Source organism: Nocardioides aromaticivorans (assembly GCF_013408525.1).
Taxonomy (GTDB): Bacteria; Actinomycetota; Actinomycetes; order Propionibacteriales; family Nocardioidaceae; genus Nocardioides; species Nocardioides aromaticivorans.
The window spans coordinates 4,238,366-4,259,072 of record NZ_JACBZM010000001.1 but is presented as its reverse complement, the minus strand read 5'-3'; the positions used below and the strand labels follow the sequence as shown (position 1 = coordinate 4,259,072).

The window sequence follows — 20,707 nt, the reverse complement described above, 5'->3', positions numbered from 1 at the left end:
CTCTAGTGGTTCAGTCGATTTAACGAGCGGGCGAGGCCCCGGTGACCCGGGGCCTCGCGGACCGGGATCAGATGAGGGCAGGCAGGAGGCGGGCTCCGATCGACGAGACCAGCCACAGCGCGGCCACGACCGCGGGCGCGCCCGCGATCCACGCCGCCCTGCGCGACCAGCGGCTCCACGCCCACACGAAGGCGGCGAGGGCACCCAGCAGCACCTGCAGCGCGAGCGCGAGCTCGGCCAGGGTGAGCCGGTCGACGTGCGGCTCCAGCAGCGTCGGCTCCGGGTCCGCCGACGAGCGCGGACCGGCAGCGGCCGCGCCGGAGCGGAGCTCGGCGTCGACGTACACGGTGTGGGAGGGTTGGAGCCGCGCCAGGCGCGAGCCCGAGCCGGAGGAGGTCACCAGGATCAGCCGGCTCGCCCCGTCCCCCGGGGGCGCGGGCATCGGGTCGCCGTCGACCCGGATCCCGGAGACGACGTACTCGAAGCGTCCCTGGGCGGTCGTCACGACGACCTCGGCACCACGCTCGATGTCGGGCAGGTCCGCGAACGGCCTGCCGTACGACGTCGAGCGGCCTGCCACGACACTCACGCCCTGCTGTCCCGGCAGCACGGTGCCCGGGCGGTGGCCCGGACCGTCCTGCAGCTGGCGGGACCGCGTGCCCTCCACGACGACCAGCGAGTCGACGTCGAGGGAGGGGATGTCGAGCAGGGCGACGGGCGCACCGGCTCGCACCGGTGCGCCCGTCGGTGCCGTGCCCTCGGCGAGCTGGGTGCGTAGCTCGCCGTAGAGCACGTTCTGTGCATGGTTCTGCTCGAAGTCGCTCAGAACCAGCAGGTACAGGAGGAACCACCCGAGCAGCAGGGACAGCGCGAGCATCGCGCGGCCTCCCGCGATCCGGATGTGCTCCTCGGCGCGCCCGGGCGGCGGCGAGGCGTCGACCTCGCCGTCGTGGACCAGGGTGCGGGTGGGGTCGCTCATGCCCGCCTCCGGGGTGCGGGCCGGCGGGCGCTGGCGACGACGCTGGAGACCAGTCCCTGCAGCAGGTCGAGCCAGCGCAGCACGGACCCGGCGATCGCGCTCAGCGCCGCCATGAGCACCAGCGTGGGCAGGCCGACCCGGCCGAGCGAGGACTGCTCGCCGGCCGTGAGCACGGTCTCGGCCTCGACCACCGGCGCAGCCGGGGCGGCGGCGGGCTTCTCAGCCGGCGGCGCGTCATCGGCCACGACCGGTGCGGCCGGCACGTCGCCTGCGGCCCCCGCCTTCGGCGGTGACTCCTGGACCGGCGCAGCGGCGGTGGAGAAGTCGCACGCCTTCGCGAGGGTGGGCGCCTTCCCCGTCACCTCGAGCGCCGGGACGGCGCCCTTCTGCGCGCGCACGGCGTTGACCGCGTTGGCCAGGTAGGCCTGCTGCGTGGCGAAGCCGTTGTCGGCCGTGAGCGGCAGGTAGCCCGCGGGCAGCGAACCGTTGGCCTGGCCGGGCGTCTGGCCGGCGCCGCCGGCGTAGCAGAGGAACTTCGCCAGCTTGGTCGCCGTGGCGGTGTCCTCGCCGCTCGTCGGGAAGACGGCGTACACCGGCATCGCCCCCGGATAGGCCGCCTTGCCCTTCGCCGTGCCGAGCGCGTCGTCGGCGACGACCCAGGTGCCCGCCTCGTCGTCGGCCTCCAGCAGGCCGGCCGCGGCCGTGAGGCCCTTGGTGTCGGGCTCGACGAACGTCCGCCCGGAGGCGTCCGAGAACCGCTTGCCGGCGGCCACCTCGGAGCTCGACTGCAGGGCCGCGGTGCGGAGGTTGTAGCGACGCGCCGCCGGGAGCGAGACGAGCCCGAGGACGAAGCGGTAGCCGACGGCCTGCCGGCCCTCCGTGCGCAGCGGCAGCGTCGTGGCGTCGTACCCGTCGTAGCGGCAGACGGTGGCTGCGGCCGAGCTGGCGAACTGCAGGTTGAGGCCGACGGCACCGAGGCCGGACAGCGGGTTCGCGACCAGCTGCAGGTAGGGCGTCGGGCTCTTCCGGTAGCAGGCGTTGTCGTCGATGTACCACTGCGGCGCCACGAACTCGTCGAGCAGCGGCCAGTTGTCGACCGGCAGGTCGAGGCCCTTGTACGCCGGGTTCACCTTCATCCCCCAGGGGTCGGGCGTGCCGTCGAGCCAGGCACGCGCCTCGGGGTCGGCGTCGATCCAGCGGGTCAGCGCCCACACGAGGTCGGAGTTCGACGAGAACACCTGCAGCGCCGCGCCCGCCTGCAGCGTCGATCGCTCGTCGATGCCGGGGTTGAGCGCGCGGAACTCCGGGTCGAGGGTGATGTTGAGCGGGTTGTCGCCCAGCCCCTCGTGCCCGTTGCGCACGAACGCCACCGCCGGGTACGACGCGCTGAGCAGCTTCGCGACCAGCCGGGCGTTGAGGTTCAGCTGCTCACGGCGCCGCTTGTCCCCGTTGTCGATCGAGAACGCGATGGCGAACCCGCCGAAGGCGATGGGGGCCTGGGCCACCGGGCGCTGGTAGCCGCCCGGCTGTGGAGCGGTGCTGAACGCGCCCTTGATCTCGCCGGACTGGACGAGGCTGCGCGCGAGCGACTCGGCCTGCTGCACGTGGGTGAACGAGTACAGCGAGTCGGTGGTGCAGAACTTCGGGCGCCACGAGGCGGTCAGCTCGTTGAGCACCACCGAGCCCATCAGCTCGAGCGGCTTCTCGACCGACTCCACCGGGCAGACCTCGGCGGTCTGCGCGAACTCGAGCGGGACCGTGATCCGGTTGCGCCAGTTCGACGGCGTCCACCACAGGTTGCCGCGCACGGCCTGGTCGGAGGTCCGGCTCGACGCCGGCTCCCCCGCCGCGTACGAGCCGGTACGACGGCAGGTGGCATCGCCGCTCGCCAGCTGGGCGTCGGTCAGCGGCACCCCGGCCTTGGTCGTCAGCTGGGTGCCCTCCGGCAGCGTGGTGCCGAACGCGTCGCAGCTGACGCCGACGACGGGCACCGCGACGAGGGCGCAGGCGACCTTGGCCGAGCACCCGAGCGAGGCGTTCTCCGCCTTGGTCCACACCGCGAAGTCGGCGGAGCCCTTGCCGTCGGAGCCGGTGATGCCGTAGGTCGTGTTGCTCGGCAGGCCGCCGGCCTCGGCCGAGTCGGACTCCGGCGGCAGCGGCATGCAGCCGACGCCCGGGTCCGGTCCGCCGTAGTAGGTCGTGCCGCCGGCGGCCTTGAAGGGCAGCCAGTGCTCGGTGGTCAGCTGGGACACCGACGAGCACGCCTTCGGCAGGGTGGCGGGCGGGCCGACGATCGCCTCGCGGTCCTCGGCCTTCGCCCAGGCGTCGAAGCGCCACGACGGCGTGCTCGAGGCGGCCGCGAGGTAGCGCTCGGGCGCCGTCTGGGTCCAGCAGGTCTCCGGCGAGAGCCTCACCTGCCCCTTGGGGGTGGCACCGTCGGTGTCGACGCCGCGGCACTGCAGGAGGACGAAGGGGTACTCCTGGTTGCGGCCGTCGGACGAGTTCGGGTCGGGCACGACGGCGCCGGTCGGGTGCGCCCCCTCCCAGCGGACCTTGATCTCCTGGCGTCCGCGCAGGTTGGTGGTCTGCGAGACGTTGAGCCGCACCTTGTTGGTGGAGGCGACCGTCTCCTTGCCGTCGGCGTCGAGGAAGGCCCGGACGGCGGTCACCGACTTCGTCACGCCCTCGGCAGCACCGGCGGGCGCCTGTCCGCCGGGGAGCACGACCGCCAGGCCGCCGAGCACGAACGCGAGCGCGAAGAGGAGCCGCTCGGCCCGGCGTCGTGCCGTGCCCCCGCCTGTCACCCGGCCTGTCGCCCGGCCGGCCATCACGACCGCCTCCGGCCGACCACCTGCGCCACCACGGGCGGCACGATGAGCACGCCGGCGAACAGGCCGATCACGAGCGCGGCCAGGACCGACGGCGGGCCGGACCCCGCGTCGGGGTCGAGGGTGGTCGCGACGACCTGCACGTCGTCGCTCGTGGTCCCGGCGCCGGTGCCGTCGGCGCCGCCGCCGGCCACCGGGACGTCGCCGGCACCCGCCGGGGCGTCGGGGATGCCGTCGCCGTCGGTGTCGGTCGTCGCGGCACCGGGCGTGTCGGAGCCGGTGTCCGTCGTACCGCCCTTGGGGCCGCCGGTCCCGTTCGGGTTGTCGTTGTAGGAGCCCACGCCGTCGGCGCACGGGCCCTTGCCGGGCCGGTCACAGTCGGCCGGGAAGGGCGCGATCTTCGCGAGCAGGTTCTGCTCGGGGTGGCCGGCGACGAACGTCGGGTTGTGGCAGTTCTTGACGTTCTGGATGATCGAGGCGTCGAAGGACACCTTGGGGTCGGCCTTCTTCAGCTTGTTGACCTGGGTGAAGCTCGCCTGGACCAGGTTGATCGGCAGCGGCGAGTAGCCGATCGGGCCGATCTCCGACTGGCCCTCGCAGATCGAGTGCTTGAGGAAGTCGACGATCGTCTGGCGCTTCGCCGTCGTCATCCGGGAGTCGTCGGCGGCGGTCGGGATGATCGCGTACACGTACGACGACAGCGGGTAGGTCCGCTTGTCCGGGTTGACGTAGACCTTGTCGAGCTTCTGGGTCAGGTAGTTCGGGTCGCTCGGGTTGTCGTTGATCTCCGCCTTGGTCAGCGCGACCGCGACGTTGTACTGCGTCGGCAGGGTGAAGTAGCCGGCCTTGTTGAGCAGTTTCGCGACCGGGTAGCCGGCCATCAGCGGGTAGGAGTACTCCTCCATCGCGATGGCGCCGACCGAGCCCTTGGCCTTGATGAAGTTCATGACGCCGTCCGAGCCGGTCTGCGCGCGCTGGGGACCGCGGGCCTCGCCGCAGTTGAGCGGGAAGTAGTCCGTCGGGGCTGCCTTGCCGCCGTTGCAGTCCTTCCAGAGACCCGCGTGCTGGCTGGTCATCCACGTGCTGAACTGGTTGGTGACACCCGCGCCGTCGGCGCGCACCACGGGGATGATCGGGATCGACGGCAGCGCCCGGCCGTTGTTGTCGCTGGTGATCGCGGGGTCGTTCCAGTTGCTGATCTTGTTGGTGAAGATCTTCGCCAGGGTGTCTCCCGACAGGCGCAGGTTGCGGATCTTCTTGCCGCCGACCTCGATGTTGTAGGGGAAGGCCGTACCGCCGGCCACGACCGGCAGGTAGGCGAACGAACGGCCGAGCGAGGAGTCCGTCGCGCCCGTCGTCGGGTCCTTCCCCCGGTAGGGCGAGTCGGTCACGCCGAAGTCCGTGGACTTGTTGGCGTAGTCCTTGCGGCCCTGGGCCGCGCCGTTGGCGGTGTAGACGACCTTGAGTCCCTTGGCGTCGACGTCGGCCACCCACTGGTTGACCGCGTTGGCCGCCCACGAGGAGCCGGAGCCCTGGATCAGCGCGTACGACGGCGCGGCGGCGCTGGCCGCGCCGGGACCGGCCGCGACGGCGAGGTAGCCGGCGAGCAGGAGCGCGACGGTGCGGACGACCCGCATCCGGGTGCGCGTGGCGATCATCGGTTCTTCCTTCCCCTGGCCGCCAGGCGGGCGAGCAGGAACAGCGAGAGCACCACGGCGAGCAGGACGGTCGCGCCGGCGTACGCGCGCTGCTCCATCTCCGGGCTTCCGGTGCTCACCGAGGCGTAGACGAACAGCGGGAGCGAGTTCATCGGGTTGTGGGTCGGGTTGGCGTTGAAGAAGGTCGAGGCGCCGGAGGTCAGCAGCAGCGGCGAGGTCTCGCCGACCGCGCGGGCCACGCCGAGGATGAGCGCGGTCGCCAGGCCCGGGCGCGCGGTCGGCAGGACCACCTTCCACACGGTCTGCCAGCGCCCGGCGCCGAGGGCGTACGACGCCTCGCGCAGGCCGTTCGGCACGACGCGCAGGACGACCTCGCTCGCGCGGGCCATGATCGGCAGCGCCATCACCGCGAGCGCGAGCGAAGCCGCGAGGCCGCTCGTCTCCATGCCCAGGTTGACGATCCAGACGGTGTAGATGAACAGGCCCGCCACGATCGAGGGCAGCGCGGTCATCGCCTCCACGACGGTGCGCACGAGGACCGCGCCCCGGCCGCCGACCTCGGAGATGTAGACCGCCGTCGCGACGCCGAGCGGCATGGCGATGGACACGGCGATGCAGACCTCGATGACGGTGCCGACCAGCGCATGGGCGATACCGCCCGTCGTGAAGGGCGCATCGGCGTGCACCCCGGCCATGTCGTCGAAGAAGAAGTTCCAGTGCGTCAGGGCCGGCAGGCCCTTCCACACCGTGGAGACCACCGTGCTGAGCAGGGCGAGGCCGACCAGCGCCGGAGCGGCCATCACGACCGACGCGACGACGCGGTCCACGACGATGCGGCGGGGCTGGGTGAGCGCCGTCAGGCCGGCGTAGAAGGCGACGAAGACGGCGTACCAGATCACGGCGAAGCCGACGGCGCCCGAGAACGGCAGCACCTGCGTGTAGCCGACCCAGGTCGTCGCGGTCGCGCCGACCAGCGCGCCGACCAGGGTCAGCGTGTCCTCCCGGGTGCGGTGCCCGGCGCGACGGAGCGTCTCGGGAGCGGGCACCGCCTCGGGCTGCGGCTGCGGGCGGTCCTCGGCACGGGCCTCGGGCCGGGTCTCGACGGCGGTCACAGCTCGGTCACCCCGCCTCCGCGCGAGCGGGCCACGACGACCGCGGCCAGGCTGTTGACCACGAGCGTCATCACGAACAGCAGGAAGCCCGCGGTCAGCAGGGCCGAGAGCTGCGCCGGCGTGGCCTCCTTGAACCCGGACGCGATCAGCGCCGAGATGGTCGCCGTACCGGACTCCAGCACGTTCGGCTTGATCTCGAAGGCCTGCGAGATGACCATCACCACGGAGATCGTCTCGCCGAGCGCGCGGCCCAGTGCCAGCATCGTCCCGCCGATGACCCCACCGCGGCCGAACGGCAGGACCACCGTGCGCACCATCGCCCACCGGGTGGCACCCAGCGCGAGCGCCGCCTCCTTCTCGCCTGCCGGCGCCTCCGAGAAGACCTCGCGCATCACGGAGGTCGCCATCGGGTAGATCATCATCGCCACGGCGAGCGCGGCGATCGCCGCCGACCCCGCGTACGACGGGTAGCCCGGCGCCTGGTTCCAGATCGGGTAGTCGACGTCGGTGCGGACCTTGAAGAACGGGATCCAGCCGAAGTGCTTGCTGATCCAGTGGGTCACCAGCGTGGCGTGCGGCTGGACGACGATCAGCACCCACAGGCCGAACACGATGCCGGGCACGGCGGCCATCAGGTCCACCGCACGCACGAGCAGCGGCCGGGCCCAGCCCGGGGCCCAGTCGGTGATGTAGAGCGCGGTCAGCAGCGAGAGCGGGAAGGCGATGAGCAGCGCGATGACCGCGACCTGGATCGTGCCGAGCACGACCGCGGCGATGCCGACGATGTCCTGGCTGGGCAGCCAGCGGTACTCGGTGAAGAACGAAAGGCCGTAGTGCTGCAGCGTCGGCACGGACTGGATCCCCAGGAAGATGCCGATGCCCGAGGTGATGACCAGGACGGTGAAGGCGAGCACCCGCACGACCTGCAGGAACACCCGGTCCTGCACGGAGTACCGCACGGCGATCGGCCGTGGGACGTCCTCACCCGGGTCCTCGTAGGACGACGCAGGTGGCGTCGGGACAGCAACACGCGACATACCGGGGGCACCCCTACCCGTAGGCGGCCCCCGATGGCCGAACCAGCAACTGCATTAAGTCTACTGGTTCGGCTGAATTAATTTGGAAACTACAGATCAGATGCTGGACGTGTGTCCTCCGCCACCTCGTCCGGCGTGGTGGCCCGCCCGTCGACGTACACGTCCTCCTCCCGGCCGGGCCGGTTGCGCAGCGACCACACGAAGTACGCCGCCGCGAGGACGAAGAGCACGATCGAGGTCCACACGTTGAAGCGCAGGCCGAGGACGTCCTCGAGCTGCACGTTGTCCACGCGGATGTACTCGATCCAGCCCCGGCCCAGCGTGTAGGCCATGACGTAGACGGCCATCACCCGGCCGTGCCCGAGGCGGTAGCGACGCTCGAGCCAGATGATCAGCGCGAAGGCGGCGAGGTTCCAGAGGCACTCGTAGAGGTAGGTCGGATGGAAGACCGTGCCGTCCGCGTACGGTCCGCCGAAGGCGGTGCCGCAGTACTTGCCGGAGGTCTGCACGCCGTCGACCAGGCACTGCCAGTGGTCCTGGTCGATCTCCAGGCCCCACGGCAGGTCGGTCGGGCGGCCGTAGAGCTCCTGGTTGAACCAGTTGCCCCAGCGGCCGATCGCCTGCGCCACCAGGACGCCGGGCGCGAGCGCGTCCAGCATCGGCAGCAGCCGGATCCCCTTGCGGCGGGCGCCGATCCAGGCGCCCACGGCCCCCAGGCCGACGCCGCCCCAGATGCCGAGGCCGCCGTGCCAGACGTAGAGCGCGTCGACGGGCGAGCCGTCGGAGCCGAAGTACTTCTCCCAGTCGGTCGCGACGTGGTAGAGCCGTGCGCCGACGAGGCCGAAGGGCACGGCCCAGAGAGCGACGTCCTGGACCTCGCCCAGCGTGCCCCCGCGCGCCTGCCAGCGCTTCTCGCCGATCCAGATGGCGACGACGATGCCGAGGATGATGCACAGCGCGTAGCCGCGCAGCGGGAACGGCCCGATGTGCCACACGCCGTTGGCCGGGCTCGGGATCGTGGCGGTGATCAGCTGGGGCAGCACGGGTCAGTCCTCGGTGAGCAGGGTGTGGATGTCCGCCGCGAACTCGGCGGCCGAGGTCTCCTGGTTCCACAGGACGACGGCCTCGTCGTGGCTGTCGATGGCCAGGGTGAAGGTCGAGTGGCCGCCGAGGTCGTAGCCCCCGGTCGGCAGCTTCTTGCCGTCGTTGACGTAGACGTGGATCGGCTCGCCGAGCTCGATGATCGTGTCGAGGTCGCCGGTCAGGCCGATGAACGACTTGTCGTAGCGGTCGAGATAGGCGCGCATGGTCTTCTCGTCGTCGCGCTCGGGGTCCGTCGTGACCAGCACGACGTCGACCTTCTTGCGGTCGGCGGCGTCGAGCTGGTTGAGCCCGGCCGCGATGTTGTTGAGCACCAGCGGGCAGAAGTCCGGGCAGTTGGTGTAGCCGAAGAAGACCAGGGTGAGCGGCTTGTCGGTGCTGGCCGCGAGCGAGTACGGCTTCCCGTCGGTGTCGGTCAGCGCGATGTCCGGCGCCTGGTAGGGCTGCTCCAGCCGGGTGCCGGTGAACTCGGCCTTCTCGTCGGCCGTGCCGCAGGCGGCCATCACCAGGCCGAGCAGTGCGCACAGCACTGCGAGCCTACGCACGAACGCCCCCCGCCAGCTCCTCGGTCAGGGACTTCAGCGCCGCGAGGCCCGCCGCCCGGTCGTCCGGGTGGTCCAGCAGGGTCCGGACGAACGCCGAGCCGACGATCACGCCGTCGGCGTACGCCGCCAGGGCGGCCGCCTGCGCACCGGTGCTCACCCCGACCCCGACGCTCACGGGAAGGTCGGCCCCGCCGTTCGGGCTCAGCGCCTTGGTGCGCTCGATCAGCGGCGCCACCCCGGCGGCCGTGGCCTGCGTCGTGCCGGTGACGCCCATGATCCCGGTCGCGTAGACGAAGCCGCGCGAGGCGGCCGTGGTCAGGGCGATCCGCTCGTCGGTCGACGACGGCGCGACGAGGAAGACCTTGTCGAGGTCGCGCGCGTCGGCGGCCGCGATCCACTCGGGAGCGAAGTCGGGCGTGAGGTCGGGCGTGATCAGGCCCGCTCCCCCGGCGTCCGCCAGGTCCTGGGCGAACCGCTCGACGCCGTACCTCTCGATGGGGTTCCAGTAGGTCATCACGAGCGTCGGCACACCGGTCGCCGCGACCGCCTCGACCGTGCGCAGCACGTCGGTGGTGCGCACCCCCGCCTCGAGCGCCTGCTGCGCGGCGGCCTGGATCGTCGGGCCGTCCATCACCGGGTCGCTGTAGGGCAGGCCGATCTCGATGACGTCGCAGCCGGCGTCGACCATGGCCTTGAGCGCGGCGATGCTGCCGTCGACGTCGGGGAAGCCCGCGGGCAGGTAGCCGACGAGGGCAGCGCGACCCTCGGCCCGCGCCTTCGCGAACGCGGTGCTCGTGCTGGTCACTTCTTCTCCCCCGCCTCACCGAGGTGGAACCACTCCATGGCGGTGCCCATGTCCTTGTCGCCGCGGCCCGAGAGGTTGACCAGCAGGGTCTGGCCCGGCCGGTCCTTCGCGACCTTCAGCGCGCCCGCGATCGCGTGGGCGCTCTCGATCGCCGGGATGATGCCCTCGGTGCGCGCCAGCAGGGCCATCGCGTCCATCGCCTCGGCGTCGGTCACCGGGAGGTACGACGCCCGGCCGCCCGCCGCGAGCGCGGCGTGCTGCGGGCCGACGCCGGGATAGTCCAGGCCGGCGGAGATCGAGTGCGACTCGACCGTCTGGCCGTCGTCGTCCTGGAGCACGAAGGTGCGCGCCCCGTGGAGCACCCCGATCGAGCCGGCGAAGATCGTCGCGGCGTGGCGACCGGTCTCGACGCCGTCGCCGCCTGCCTCGAAGCCGTAGATCGCGACCTCCGGGTCGTCGACGAAGCCCGCGAACAGCCCGATGGCGTTGGAGCCGCCGCCCACACACGCCGCGATGGCGTCGGGCAGGGCGCCGGTGAGGTCGAGGCACTGCTGGCGCGCCTCGTCGCCGATGCCGCGCACGAAGCTGAGCACGAGGCTCGGGAACGGGTGCGGGCCCGCGGCCGTGCCGAAGAGGTAGGCGGTGTGGTCCACGCTGGCGACCCAGTCGCGCAGGGCCTCGTTGATCGCGTCCTTCAGGGTCCGCGAGCCGCTCCTGACCGGGATCACCTCGGCGCCGAGCAGCTGCATCCGCGCGACGTTGAGGGCCTGGCGCTCGGTGTCGACCTCGCCCATGTAGACGGTGCAGTCGAGCCCGAGGTACGCCGCCGCCGTCGCCGAGGCCACGCCGTGCTGGCCGGCGCCGGTCTCGGCGATGACGCGCGTCTTGCCCATCCGCTTGGTCAGCAGCGCCTGGCCGAGCACGTTGCGGATCTTGTGCGCGCCGGTGTGGTTGAGGTCCTCACGCTTGAGCAGGATGCGCGCGCCGGCGTGCTCGGAGAGCCGCTTCGCGTCGTAGAGCATGCTCGGGACGCCGGCGTAGTTCTGCAGCAGGTCCTCGAACTCCGCGGTGAACGTCGGGTCGACCATCGCCTTCTGCCAGGCGATGTCGAGCTCGTCCAACGCGGCCATGAGGGCCTCGGGCATGAATCGGCCGCCGAAGGCGCCCGCGCCTCCGAACCAGCCGAGCGCGTCGGCGTCGTACGTGCTCCCTGCGCCAGTCATCGCTGCTCTCCACTCCTCCGTTGCAGGCCGGTCATCGCGGCCACGGCGTCCCTCGGTGCTCCGTCCCTGACCAGCGCCTCACCGACCAGCACCGCACGGGCGCCCTCGTCGACGAAGCGCTGCACGTCGGCCTGCCCGGTGATGCCGGACTCGGCGACCAGGACCCGGTCGGCCGGCACCAGCGGCGCGAGGCGGCCGAAGGTCCCGGCGTCGACCTCGAGCGTCTTCAGGTTGCGCGCGTTGACACCGATCAGCTCGGCGCCGATCTCGATCGCGCGCTCCGTCTCGGCCTCGTCGTGCACCTCCAGCAGCACCGTCAGCCCGAGCTCGCGGGCGAGGTCGTGCAACCGGTCCAGCCGGTCGTCCGGCAGGCACGAGGCCATCAGCAGCGCCAGGTCGGCACCCGCCGCCCGGGCCTCGAGCAGCTGGTACTCGGTGACGATGAAGTCCTTGCGCAGCACGGGCACCTCGACCGCGGCCCGCACGGCGCGCAGGTCGTCCAGGCTCCCGCCGAAGCGCCGCTGCTCGGTGAGCACGCTGATCGCGGCGGCGCCGCCGGCGGCGTACTCCTTCGCCAGCGCGGCGGGATCGGGGATGTCGGCCAGCTCGCCCTTGCTCGGGCTCTTCCGCTTCACCTCGGCGATCACGCTCGAGCCCGCGCCGCGGAAGTGCGGCATCGGGTCGCGCGGCGCCGGAGCGTCGGCGAGGGCGGCACGCAGGTCGGCCTCGGGCACACTCGCCTGCCGGAGCGCGAGGTCCTCGCGAACACCGGCGACGATCTCGTCAAGCACAGTTCCCATCGCTGTCAGTGTTCCACGCGGCAGGGAACGCACCGCACAGTGGCTGGACTTGTGGACCTCCGGCCAGCCGATGGTTTCCGGGGCGCCGACGCGGTTAGGCTGCTGCGACCGCCCGGATTTCGGCCGGGCCCGACCCAGAAGGATCAGCGTGAGCTACGGATCTCCGCCGCCCCCGCCCGGCAACCAGCCTCCCTACGGTGGCAACCCCTACGGCCAGCAGCCGCCCTACGGCGGCGGTGCGCCCTTCGGTGGCCCCACCTCCGGTGACCCCGGCACCCTCGACCTGCCCTACTACGGCATCGGGTTCGGCGCCGCGGTCCAGCGGGCGTTCAAGAAGTACGCACGCTTCGACGGTCGCGCCAGCCGCAGCGAGTACTGGTGGTACGCGCTCGGCGTCGGTCTGATCGGCGTGGTGCTCTACGTCCTGCTCTTCATCGGGCTCGCGGCCGAGTCCACGGCGCTGACGCTGATCTTCGGCCTGCTGTTCCTGGTGTACTTCCTCGCGACCATCGTGCCGAGCATCGCCATCGGCGTGCGGCGCCTGCACGACGGCGGCTTCAGCGGCTGGATGTACCTGCTCGGCTTCATCCCGGGCTGTGGCGGCATCATCCAGCTGGTGATGATGTGCCTGCCCTCGAAGCCCGAGGGTGCGAAGTACGACCGCGTCGGCGGTGGGCAGAACTTCGGCGGGGGCGGCTACGGCAACCCCTACGGCCAGTAGTCACTGCCGCTCAGGACGTCACGACGCCCCGGACCGTTGGTCCGGGGCGTCGTTGCATGTCAGGTGCGGGCCGGCCGCTCGTCAGGGCGCGAGCCAGGCGCCGGCGGGCAGGTTGCGCAGCACCGTGAAGACGAGCATCGCCACGCCCAGGATGATCGCCGACCTGTTGAGCGAGCGGTCGGACGGACTCCACGGGGTCCCGGTCCAGCGGCCGTGCGCCCAGCGGTAGAAGGCGTAGGCGATGAACGGCAGCGACAGCACGAAGAGCAAATTGCTCGACGCCGCGGCGCCGATCTGCAGGTTGCCGAGGTCGTTGACGGCACGCAGGCCGCCACAGCCCGGGCAGGAGAAGCCCATCGCTGCCGTCGGGCAGATCCCCCAGCTGTTCTGGTCGTGGGGGTCACGCAGGTGCAGCGCCAGCGTGGCGGCCGCGAGGCCGCCGGCCACCGCGGCGGGTGGCACCATCCGGCGCCACCGGGAGACCCCGGTGGCGGGCGTGGAGGGTGCCGTGAGGGTCATGACCTCGGCCGAGCCTCAGTGGCTCGACTCGTGCAGGCCCATCTTCACGAGGACGAGGAACAGCGGGCCGGCCGCGACCGCGATGACCGCGCCGATCCAGAAGAGCGGCCAGTTCAGCGGCGAGACGGACATTCCGATGGCGCCGACCACGAAGCCGACCAGCGAGACCAGCACTGCAGTCCAGGCGGCGGGGGTGTTGCCGTGGTTGTCGGCCATGGGTGGGAACTCCTCGTTCAAGCGGGTCGGTCAGGAGGATTCTAGGGGGTCAGCTCTCCGTCGGGTCGCTGCCCTCGTCCAGTGACTTCCACAGGTCGAGGTTGGAGCGGTCCTCCGGGGCGCCGGCGGGCGGGGGCGAGGCGTCGGCGGCGGCGCCCGGGGCGTCGTACCGGGTGCCCATCTCGGGCCACTCCGGGACTATCCGGACGGCGGCACCGGCGGCCAGGAAGGCCACGAGCGAGGTCAGCAGGGCGATCCACAGCCACGGGGTGCGCTCGACCTCGACGGCGGAGGCGTTGAGGCCCAGCCGGATCGCGAGGTCGCCGGCGGCGGAGTCGTCCTGGACGAAGCCGCCGACCACGACGACGACCCCGATGCCGGCCGCCGCGACGAGCGCGAGGACGGCGACGATCCGGCGCACGACGCCGCGGGTGACCAGCAGGACTCCCCAGGCGGCCAGCGCCACCAGGGCCAGCGCGCCGGCGAGCGGGAACTCCACGGACCGGTCCTGGACCGTCCGGGCGAGCCCGCCCGCAGCCGTCAGCGTCGACTCCGGGACGGTCAGCATCTCCTTGTGCCCGGCGACGGCGGCGAACCCGCTGCCCGCGATGCCGAGGAGCACCGTCGGCCCGAAGGTACGACGGCCGGCCGGCGCCGGGCGCTCAGCCACTGAGCAGCCCGTCGTCGAAGCAGGTCCGGGCACCGGTGTGGCACGCGACGCCGACCTGGTCGACCTTGACGAGGAGGGTGTCGCCGTCGCAGTCGAGCCGGACCTCGTGGACGTGCTGGGGATTGCCGGACGTCTCGCCCTTGACCCAATACTCGTTGCGGGAGCGGCTCCAGTAGGTCGCCCGCCCGGTCGTCAGCGTGCGGTGCAGCGCCTCGGTGTCCATCCACGCGAGCATCAGCACCTCGCCGGTGTCGTGCTGCTGCACGACGGCGGGCAGCAGCCCGTCGTCGGTCAGCTTGAGCCGGTCGGCGATGGCGGGGTCGAGGGAGGTCACGGCTCCATTATCCGGTCAGGGGTGGTGCCGCGCTGCGCGACCCACGACGCGTGGAGCCGTGCGTACGGCGTGTCCGCCTGCTGCACCAGCTCGCGGTGCGGGCCGTGCTGCACGATCCGGCCGCGGTCGACCACGACCACCACGTCCGCCGCCTCGGCGGTCGAGAGGCGGTGCGCGATGGTGACCGAGGTGCGGCCGGTCATCAGGCTCTCCAGGGCCCGCGCGATCCGGGTCTCGAGCTCGGGGTCGACGGCGCTGGTCGCCTCGTCGAGCACGAGCAGGTCGGGGTCGGCGAGCTGGGCCCGGAGCAGCGCGACGAGCTGGCGCTCCCCCGCCGACAGCGACTCGCCGCGCTGGCCCACCCGCGTCTCCACGCCGTCGGGCAGCCCGGCGAGCCAGTCACCGAGGCCGATGGAGTCGGCCGCCTGCTGGATCTCCTCGGCGGTGGCGCCGAGGCGGCCGTAGCGGACGTTGGCGGCCAGGGTGTCGTCGAAGAGGAAGCCCTCCTGCGGCACCAGGACCACGCTGCTGCGCAGCGCCGCCTCGCTGATCTCGCGGAGGTCGACGCCGTCGAGCAGGACGCGTCCGCGGCTCGGGTCCATCAGCCGGGTCAGCAGCTTGGCGATCGTCGACTTGCCCGAGCCGGTCTCACCGACGACGGCGACCCGCTGGCCGGCGGGAATCGCCAGGTCGATGTCGCTGAGGACCTCCGAGCCGCCCGGGTAGGCGAACCCGACGCCCTCGAACCGGACGTCGATCGCGCCCTTCGGCAGCGTCTGCCCGTCCCGGCCGGGGTCGACGAGGTCGGCGGGGGTGTCGAGGATGCCGATCACCCGACGCCAGCCGGCGATGGCGTTCTGGGCGTCGGTGAGGATCTGGGTGCCCATCTGCACCGGGCCGACGAAGAGGGTGACCAGGAAGGCGAAGGCGAGCACCTCGCCCGCGGTGATCCCCTCCCCCCACGCGAAGCCCTGGCCCAGCCAGATGCCGACGATGAGCACACCCGCGTTGGCGAAGCCGGCCGAGATCCCGCCGAGGCTGAACGAGAACGCCGTGAACCCCTGGGCCCGCGTGCTCGCCGCCTTGTGCGTGTCGATCGCCAGGTCGATGCGCTCCTGGGTGCGGTCCTCGATCGCGTAGGACTTCACCACCGTCGCGCCGACCACGGGCTCGGACACCGCGGAGAGCAGCACGCCGACCTGGCGTCGTACGGTCCCGTAGGCGGCGGCGAGCTTGCGCTGGAAGTAGCGCAGGCTCAGGAAGAGCGGCGCGAAGCAGAGCCACACGACGAGGGCGAGCTGCCAGCTGTAGAAGAGCATCACGAGGGTGGCGACGAGCATCTGGCCGACGCTCACCACGAAGAGCAGGCCGCCGAAGACGAGGAACTGGCTCACCTGGTCGACGTCGCTCGTGACCCGCGAGACGAGGGCGCCGCGGCGCTCGGTGTTCTGCGTGAGCAGCGGGAGGTCGTGCACGTGGCGGAAAGCCTTCACCCGCAGCGTCGCCAGCCCGCGCTCGGCCGTGGAGAACAGGCGCGCCGTCATGGCGTACGACGCCCAGCTGGTCACCACGATCGCCGCACCGGCCGCGAGGGCGAGCCAGGTGGTGAAGGTGACGTCGGGGCCGTCCGGACCGCGCAGGCCCTTGTCGACCGTCTGCTGGATCGCGATCGGCACGATGACCTGGCCGACGGAGGCGAGCACGGCCAGCAGCAGCGTGCGACCGATGCCCTCGACCAGCTCGGGCGAGTGGCGCACGCCGCGGCGGATGGTCTCCCAGGCGCCGATGTCCTCGCCGGTGTGCAGCGCGGTGCTCATGCCGGCACCTCCTGCTCGTCGGTCTCGTAGGCGTTGACCAGGCGCGCGTAGTCGGCGTTGCGTGCGACGAGCTCGTCGTGCGGGCCGCGGTCGGCGATGGCACCGTCGACGAGGTAGAGCACCTCGTCGGCGAGGCCGATCGTGGCCTTGCGGTAGGCGACGACGACGAGCGTGGTGTCGGTGGAGCCGAGCGCGCCGAGGATCCGCGCCTCCACCTCGGGGTCGACGGCGGAGGTGGCGTCGTCGAGGACCAGCAGGCGGGGTCGCCGGACCAGGGCCCGGGCGAGCGAGAGCCGCTGCCGCTGGCCGCCCGACAGGGTGGTGCCGCGCTCCCCCAGCCGCGTGTCGAGCCCGTCGGGCAGGGCCGCGACGAACCCGTCGGCCTGTGCCGTGCGCAGCGCCTCCCACACGTCGGCGTCGGGGACGTCGAGGCCCAGCGTCACGTTGCCCCGGACGGTGTCGTCGAACAGGAACGCCGTCTGCGGTACGACGGCCAGCGCCTCCGCCAGCGCGCCGCGCCGAAGGTCGCGCACGTCCGTGCCGTCGACCCGGATCGCGCCGCCGTCGACGTCGACCAGCCGTGCCACCAGCGTGGTCAGGGTGCTCTTGCCGGACGCGGTCGCGCCGACGAGGGCGACCGTGCGGCCCGGCGCGACGTCGAAGCTCAGGTCGCGCAGGAGCGGGCGGTCCGGGGTGTAGCCGAACTCCGCACCGGCCACCTCGAGCCGCGCGCCGCCCTCGTGGGCGGCGAGCACCTGGTCGCCGTACTCCATGGCGCCGGAGGCGCGCAGCACCGCGGCCACGCGGCGGTAGCCGACGACGCTGCGCGGGAAGTCGCCGAGGAGCCAGCCGATCGAGCGGATCGGGAACGCGACGACCGTGAGCAGGTAGGTCACCGTCACGACGTCGCCGGCCACGGTGGCACCGGACATGACGCGGTGCACCCCGAGCACGAGGACCACGAGGACCGCGAGGTTGGGCAGCGCGGCGAGCGTGGGGTCGAAGGCGGCGCGGATCCGGCCGACCCTGATGTTGGCCTCGCGCAGCTCGACGGCCTTCGCCCGGAACCTCTCGGTCTCCTCGGGCTCACGGCCGAGGGTCTTCACGACGAGCGCGCCGTCGAAGGACTCGTGCGCGATCTCGGACAGCTCGGCGCGCAGCTGCTGGGCGCGGGTGGCCCAGCCCTGGGCGAGGCGCTGGTAGACGACATTGGTGCCGATGACCACCGGGAAGACCAGCAGTCCGACCGTCGCGAGCGCCAGGTCGGTCAGCAGCATCTGCACGACCGCGATCACCATCATCGCGACCGTGCCGACTGCCATCGGGAGCGGCGCGATCGGTCCCCAGGCGGCCTCGACGTCGGAGTTGGCGTTGGACAGCAGCTCGCCGGTCGGGTGCCGCTGGTGCCACTCCATCGGGAGTCGGAGGTACTGCCGGGTGACGGCGCGGCGGCTGTGCGCCTGCATGCGGTACTGCATGACACCCGCGCCCAGGCGGCGCGCGACGATGCCGACCGCACGCAGGATGGCCACCCCGACGAAGAGTCCCAGCACGGCCCAGAGCAGGCCACCGCCGATCTCGCCGTTCTTGAAGGCCGGCAGCACGACGTGGTCGGTCGACCAGCCCAGCACCCACGCGTCGGCGACGGTCAGCGCCCCGAAGAGCACGCTCCCGACCGTGGAGAGGGTGAAGATCCAGGGCTCGCGCTTGATGGCCACCCAGAGGACACCGAACCCCGCGGACGTCGTACCGGTGCTGGGGGTGCTCCCTGCCGTTGCCACTGATCCCTGCTCTCCACTCGTGAACCTCAGCCCAACCCGGGCCCGGTGGAGCCTATTCCGCACCGCCGACGAGGACGGACGCCGCAGCTTGTCCACAGGCGGCCCCGGCGGCGGTTGCGGCCACCTCTCGCAACGGCGACCCTCGACGTCACCAACGACGAGAGGAAGGGCACCGTGGACCCCATCGGTACCCGCCTCGGGATCCTCTGCGTCGCGCTCGGACTGTCGATGAGCGCGTGCGCAGGTCCCGAGGCAGCAGCACCTGACCTTCGTACGCCGCCGGCCCGGGAGACACCGACCGGCACGCTCGGGGAGCTCGCCGGCCACGGTGCCGATGGAACAGGTCCCTGAGGCTCGCATCCACCCGACGGGCCCGGTCACCGCCTCAGCGGACGGGCACGCCTGCTCCGGCGAGCGACTCCTTCACGTCCGCGATCCGCAGCGTCCCGAAGTGGAAGACCGTCGCGGCGAGGACCGCGTCGGCGCCGGCCTCCACGGCTGGCGGGAAGTGCTCGACCGCACCGGCGCCGCCGGAGGCGATCACCGGGATCGAGACCTCGGCACGGACCTTGCGGATCAGCTCGAGGTCGAAGCCGTCGGTGGTCCCGTCGGCGTCCATCGCGTTGAGCAGGATCTCCCCCGCGCCCAGCTCGGCCGCGCGCACGGCCCACTCGATGGCGTCGATGCCGGCGGACTGGCGCCCGCCGTGGGTGGTGACCTCGAACCCGGAGTCGGTGCGCACCTCGGAGCCGGCCGGCACCCGCCGGGCGTCGACCGAGAGCACCAGCACCTGGTTGCCGAAGCGCTGGGCGATCTCGGCGATCAGCTCGGGCCGCTTGATGGCGGCCGTGTTGACCGCCACCTTGTCGGCGCCGGCGCGGAGCAGGCGGTCGACGTCCTCGACCGAGGAGACTCCCCCGCCGACGGTGAGCGGGATGAAGACCTGCTCGGCCGTCGCGGAGACGATCTCCATCGTGGTGGCCCGGCCCTCGTGGGAGGCGGAGATGTCGAGGAAGGTCAGCTCGTCGGCGCCCTCGGCGTCGTACAGCTTGGCGAGCTCGACCGGGTCGCCGGCGTCACGGAGGTCCTGGAAGTTGACGCCCTTGACCACGCGGCCGGCGTCGACGTCCAGGCACGGGATCACCCGGACGGCCAAGGTCATACGAGGCCGCCCTTGGTGAGCGCCAGCGCGTCCTCGAGGGTGAACTGGCCGGTGTAGAGGGCGGTCCCGGCGATGGCGCCCTCGACCCCGACGGGGACGAGCTCCATCAGCGCACGGATGTCGTCGAGCGTGGTGACGCCGCCGGAGGCCACGACCGGGCGGTCGGTGGCGGCGCAGACGTCCTGCAGCAGCTGGAGGTTCGGGCCCTGCAGCATGCCGTCCTTGTTGACGTCGGTGACGACATAGCGCGCACAGCCCTCGGCGTCGAGGCGGGCCAGCGTCTCGTAGAGGTCGCCGCCCTCCTGGGTCCACCCGCGGGCGGCCAGCGTGCGGCCGCGGACGTCGAGGCCGACGGCCACGCGGTCGCCGTACGTCGCGATCGCCTTGGCGCACCACTCGGGCTGCTCGAGCGCGGCGGTGCCGATGTTGACCCGGCGGCAGCCGGTCGCCATCGCGGCCTCGAGCGACTCGTCGTCACGGATGCCGCCGCTCATCTCGACCTTGATGTCGAGCCGACCGACGATCTCGGCCTGCAGCTCGCGGTTCTGGCCGTGGCCGAACGCCGCGTCGAGGTCGACCAGGTGCAGCCACTCGGCGCCGGCCTCCTGCCAGCGCAGCGCGGCCTCGATCGGGTCGCCGAAGCGCTTCTCCGAGCCGTCCACGCCCTGCACCAGCTGGACGGCCTGGCCGCCCTTGATGTCGACGGCGGGCAGCAGCTCCAGGTAGGAGGTCACAGCGACTTCACCCAATTCCTCAGCAGTTGCGCGCCCGCGTCCCCCGACTTCTCCGGGTGGAACTGCGTGGCGCAGAGTGGTCCGTTCTCGACGGCGGCGACGAAGCGGTCGCCCGCCCCCTCGACAGATCCCGTCTCCGCCCAGGTGACGAGCGGCTGGTGGCTGTCGGGCGTGCGGTCGTTGGTGACCAGCGTCCAGTCGCGCACGCCGTAGGAGTGCACGAAGTAGAAGCGCTCGTCCTCGATGCCCGCGAACAGCCGGGTGCCCTCGGGCACCTCGACGGTGTTCCAGCCCATGTGCGGCACGATCGGCGCCTGCAGGCGCTCGACGACGCCGGGCCACTCGTCGCAGCCCTCGGTCTCGACGCCGTGCTCGATGCCGCGCTCGAAGAGGATCTGCATGCCCACGCAGATGCCCAGGACGGGGCGGCCGCCGGACAGCCGCCGAGCGATGATCCGCTCGCCGCGGATCGCGCGCAGGCCGCGCATGCACGCCTCGTAGGCGCCGACACCGGGCACCAGCAGGCCGTCGGCCTCCATGGCGGCCTCGAGGTCGCCGGTCAGCGTCACCTCCGCACCCGCGCGCTCGACGGCGCGCACGGCGGAGCGCAGGTTGCCGGAGCCGTAGTCGAGGACGACGACGGACGGCTTGCGGTCGCTCATCGG

The 20,707-nt window shown here is 72.2% G+C and carries 20 protein-coding genes; 1 reads left to right on the top strand and 19 read right to left on the bottom strand.

Going from position 1 to position 20,707, the window contains the following annotated elements; genetic code table 11:
- Nucleotides 1-67: 67 nt before the first annotated feature.
- The 10 genes from BJ993_RS20450 to trpC all read right to left on the bottom strand — a co-directional run bounded on the left by BJ993_RS20450 (nt 68) and on the right by trpC (nt 12,088).
- On the bottom strand, nt 68-979 hold the full coding sequence (locus BJ993_RS20450; RefSeq protein ID WP_179650893.1) for a sortase: 912 nt from the start codon (nt 977-979) through the stop codon (nt 68-70).
- Entirely contained in the window at nt 976-3,807 is a 2,832-nt protein-coding gene (locus BJ993_RS20445) for a hypothetical protein (protein ID WP_179650891.1), read from the bottom strand. Before BJ993_RS20445 ends, BJ993_RS20450 begins: the two co-directional genes overlap by 4 nt.
- Complete coding sequence (locus BJ993_RS20440; protein ID WP_179650889.1) at nt 3,807-5,465, bottom strand: substrate-binding domain-containing protein; 1,659 nt, start codon at nt 5,463-5,465, stop codon at nt 3,807-3,809. The genes BJ993_RS20445 and BJ993_RS20440 overlap by 1 nt, the downstream gene beginning before the upstream one ends.
- The gene (gene pstA, locus BJ993_RS20435; protein ID WP_308645654.1) at nt 5,462-6,577 is read right to left on the bottom strand and encodes a phosphate ABC transporter permease PstA; all 1,116 of its coding nucleotides are present in this window, start codon (nt 6,575-6,577) and stop codon (nt 5,462-5,464) included. Before pstA ends, BJ993_RS20440 begins: the two co-directional genes overlap by 4 nt.
- Nucleotides 6,574-7,614, bottom strand: a complete 1,041-nt coding sequence (pstC, locus tag BJ993_RS20430) for a phosphate ABC transporter permease subunit PstC (protein ID WP_179650887.1) — start codon at nt 7,612-7,614, stop codon at nt 6,574-6,576. Before pstC ends, pstA begins: the two co-directional genes overlap by 4 nt.
- An 89-nt stretch (nt 7,615-7,703) precedes the next feature.
- Nucleotides 7,704-8,657 carry a prolipoprotein diacylglyceryl transferase gene (lgt, locus tag BJ993_RS20425; RefSeq protein WP_308645653.1) on the bottom strand — a complete coding sequence of 318 codons (954 nt, stop codon included), beginning with the start codon at nt 8,655-8,657 and terminating at the stop codon, nt 7,704-7,706.
- A gap of 3 nt (nt 8,658-8,660) precedes the next feature.
- A complete protein-coding gene (locus BJ993_RS20420; protein ID WP_308645652.1) occupies nt 8,661-9,260 on the bottom strand; it encodes an SCO family protein in 600 nt (199 codons plus the stop codon).
- Nucleotides 9,253-10,065, bottom strand: a complete 813-nt coding sequence (gene trpA, locus BJ993_RS20415) for a tryptophan synthase subunit alpha (protein WP_179650885.1) — start codon at nt 10,063-10,065, stop codon at nt 9,253-9,255. Before trpA ends, BJ993_RS20420 begins: the two co-directional genes overlap by 8 nt.
- On the bottom strand, nt 10,062-11,288 hold the full coding sequence (trpB, locus tag BJ993_RS20410; RefSeq protein WP_036542462.1) for a tryptophan synthase subunit beta: 1,227 nt from the start codon (nt 11,286-11,288) through the stop codon (nt 10,062-10,064). The genes trpA and trpB overlap by 4 nt, the downstream gene beginning before the upstream one ends.
- Nucleotides 11,285-12,088 (bottom strand): indole-3-glycerol phosphate synthase TrpC, encoded by an 804-nt coding sequence (gene trpC / locus BJ993_RS20405; RefSeq protein ID WP_179650883.1) that lies wholly within the window; start codon nt 12,086-12,088, stop codon nt 11,285-11,287. Before trpC ends, trpB begins: the two co-directional genes overlap by 4 nt.
- Nucleotides 12,089-12,236: 148 nt before the next feature.
- Between trpC and BJ993_RS20400 the strand changes: the two genes are divergently transcribed.
- A complete protein-coding gene (locus BJ993_RS20400) occupies nt 12,237-12,809 on the top strand; it encodes a DUF805 domain-containing protein (protein ID WP_207010451.1) in 573 nt (190 codons plus the stop codon).
- 81 nt (nt 12,810-12,890) lie between these two features.
- Here BJ993_RS20400 and BJ993_RS20395 read toward each other — a convergent pair whose 3' ends face one another.
- The 9 genes from BJ993_RS20395 to hisH all read right to left on the bottom strand — a co-directional run bounded on the left by BJ993_RS20395 (nt 12,891) and on the right by hisH (nt 20,704).
- Entirely contained in the window at nt 12,891-13,328 is a 438-nt protein-coding gene (locus BJ993_RS20395; protein ID WP_179650881.1) for a DUF2752 domain-containing protein, read from the bottom strand.
- 15 nt (nt 13,329-13,343) lie between these two features.
- A complete protein-coding gene (locus tag BJ993_RS20390) occupies nt 13,344-13,544 on the bottom strand; it encodes an HGxxPAAW family protein (protein WP_036542456.1) in 201 nt (66 codons plus the stop codon).
- Between the two features lie 49 nt (nt 13,545-13,593).
- Nucleotides 13,594-14,214, bottom strand: coding sequence for a Trp biosynthesis-associated membrane protein (locus BJ993_RS20385; protein ID WP_179650879.1), 621 nt, complete (start codon nt 14,212-14,214; stop codon nt 13,594-13,596).
- Nucleotides 14,207-14,548 (bottom strand): phosphoribosyl-AMP cyclohydrolase, encoded by a 342-nt coding sequence (gene hisI / locus BJ993_RS20380; protein ID WP_179650878.1) that lies wholly within the window; start codon nt 14,546-14,548, stop codon nt 14,207-14,209. The genes BJ993_RS20385 and hisI overlap by 8 nt, the downstream gene beginning before the upstream one ends.
- The gene (locus tag BJ993_RS20375) at nt 14,545-16,365 is read right to left on the bottom strand and encodes an ABC transporter ATP-binding protein (RefSeq protein ID WP_179650876.1); all 1,821 of its coding nucleotides are present in this window, start codon (nt 16,363-16,365) and stop codon (nt 14,545-14,547) included. The genes hisI and BJ993_RS20375 overlap by 4 nt, the downstream gene beginning before the upstream one ends.
- Nucleotides 16,362-18,146 (bottom strand): ABC transporter ATP-binding protein, encoded by a 1,785-nt coding sequence (locus BJ993_RS20370; RefSeq protein WP_308645651.1) that lies wholly within the window; start codon nt 18,144-18,146, stop codon nt 16,362-16,364. Before BJ993_RS20370 ends, BJ993_RS20375 begins: the two co-directional genes overlap by 4 nt.
- A 385-nt stretch (nt 18,147-18,531) precedes the next feature.
- The gene (hisF, locus tag BJ993_RS20365; protein WP_036542446.1) at nt 18,532-19,308 is read right to left on the bottom strand and encodes an imidazole glycerol phosphate synthase subunit HisF; all 777 of its coding nucleotides are present in this window, start codon (nt 19,306-19,308) and stop codon (nt 18,532-18,534) included.
- Nucleotides 19,305-20,042, bottom strand: coding sequence for a bifunctional 1-(5-phosphoribosyl)-5-((5-phosphoribosylamino)methylideneamino)imidazole-4-carboxamide isomerase/phosphoribosylanthranilate isomerase PriA (gene priA, locus BJ993_RS20360; RefSeq protein ID WP_036542443.1), 738 nt, complete (start codon nt 20,040-20,042; stop codon nt 19,305-19,307). The genes hisF and priA overlap by 4 nt, the downstream gene beginning before the upstream one ends.
- Entirely contained in the window at nt 20,039-20,704 is a 666-nt protein-coding gene (gene hisH, locus BJ993_RS20355) for an imidazole glycerol phosphate synthase subunit HisH (RefSeq protein WP_036542440.1), read from the bottom strand. Before hisH ends, priA begins: the two co-directional genes overlap by 4 nt.
- Nucleotides 20,705-20,707 lie beyond the last annotated feature (3 nt).

Coding starts and splice junctions, on each gene's coding strand:
- BJ993_RS20395 (WP_179650881.1), bottom strand. CDS start 13,328: ATGACCCTCACGGCACCCTCCACGCCCGCCACCGGGGTCTCCCGGTGG.
- trpC (WP_179650883.1), bottom strand. CDS start 12,088: ATGGGAACTGTGCTTGACGAGATCGTCGCCGGTGTTCGCGAGGACCTC.
- trpB (WP_036542462.1), bottom strand. CDS start 11,288: ATGACTGGCGCAGGGAGCACGTACGACGCCGACGCGCTCGGCTGGTTC.
- BJ993_RS20390 (WP_036542456.1), bottom strand. CDS start 13,544: ATGGCCGACAACCACGGCAACACCCCCGCCGCCTGGACTGCAGTGCTG.
- BJ993_RS20445 (WP_179650891.1), bottom strand. CDS start 3,807: ATGGCCGGCCGGGCGACAGGCCGGGTGACAGGCGGGGGCACGGCACGA.
- BJ993_RS20450 (WP_179650893.1), bottom strand. CDS start 979: ATGAGCGACCCCACCCGCACCCTGGTCCACGACGGCGAGGTCGACGCC.
- hisF (WP_036542446.1), bottom strand. CDS start 19,308: ATGACCTTGGCCGTCCGGGTGATCCCGTGCCTGGACGTCGACGCCGGC.
- pstC (WP_179650887.1), bottom strand. CDS start 7,614: ATGTCGCGTGTTGCTGTCCCGACGCCACCTGCGTCGTCCTACGAGGAC.
- BJ993_RS20375 (WP_179650876.1), bottom strand. CDS start 16,365: ATGAGCACCGCGCTGCACACCGGCGAGGACATCGGCGCCTGGGAGACC.
- BJ993_RS20440 (WP_179650889.1), bottom strand. CDS start 5,465: ATGATCGCCACGCGCACCCGGATGCGGGTCGTCCGCACCGTCGCGCTC.
- hisH (WP_036542440.1), bottom strand. CDS start 20,704: ATGAGCGACCGCAAGCCGTCCGTCGTCGTCCTCGACTACGGCTCCGGC.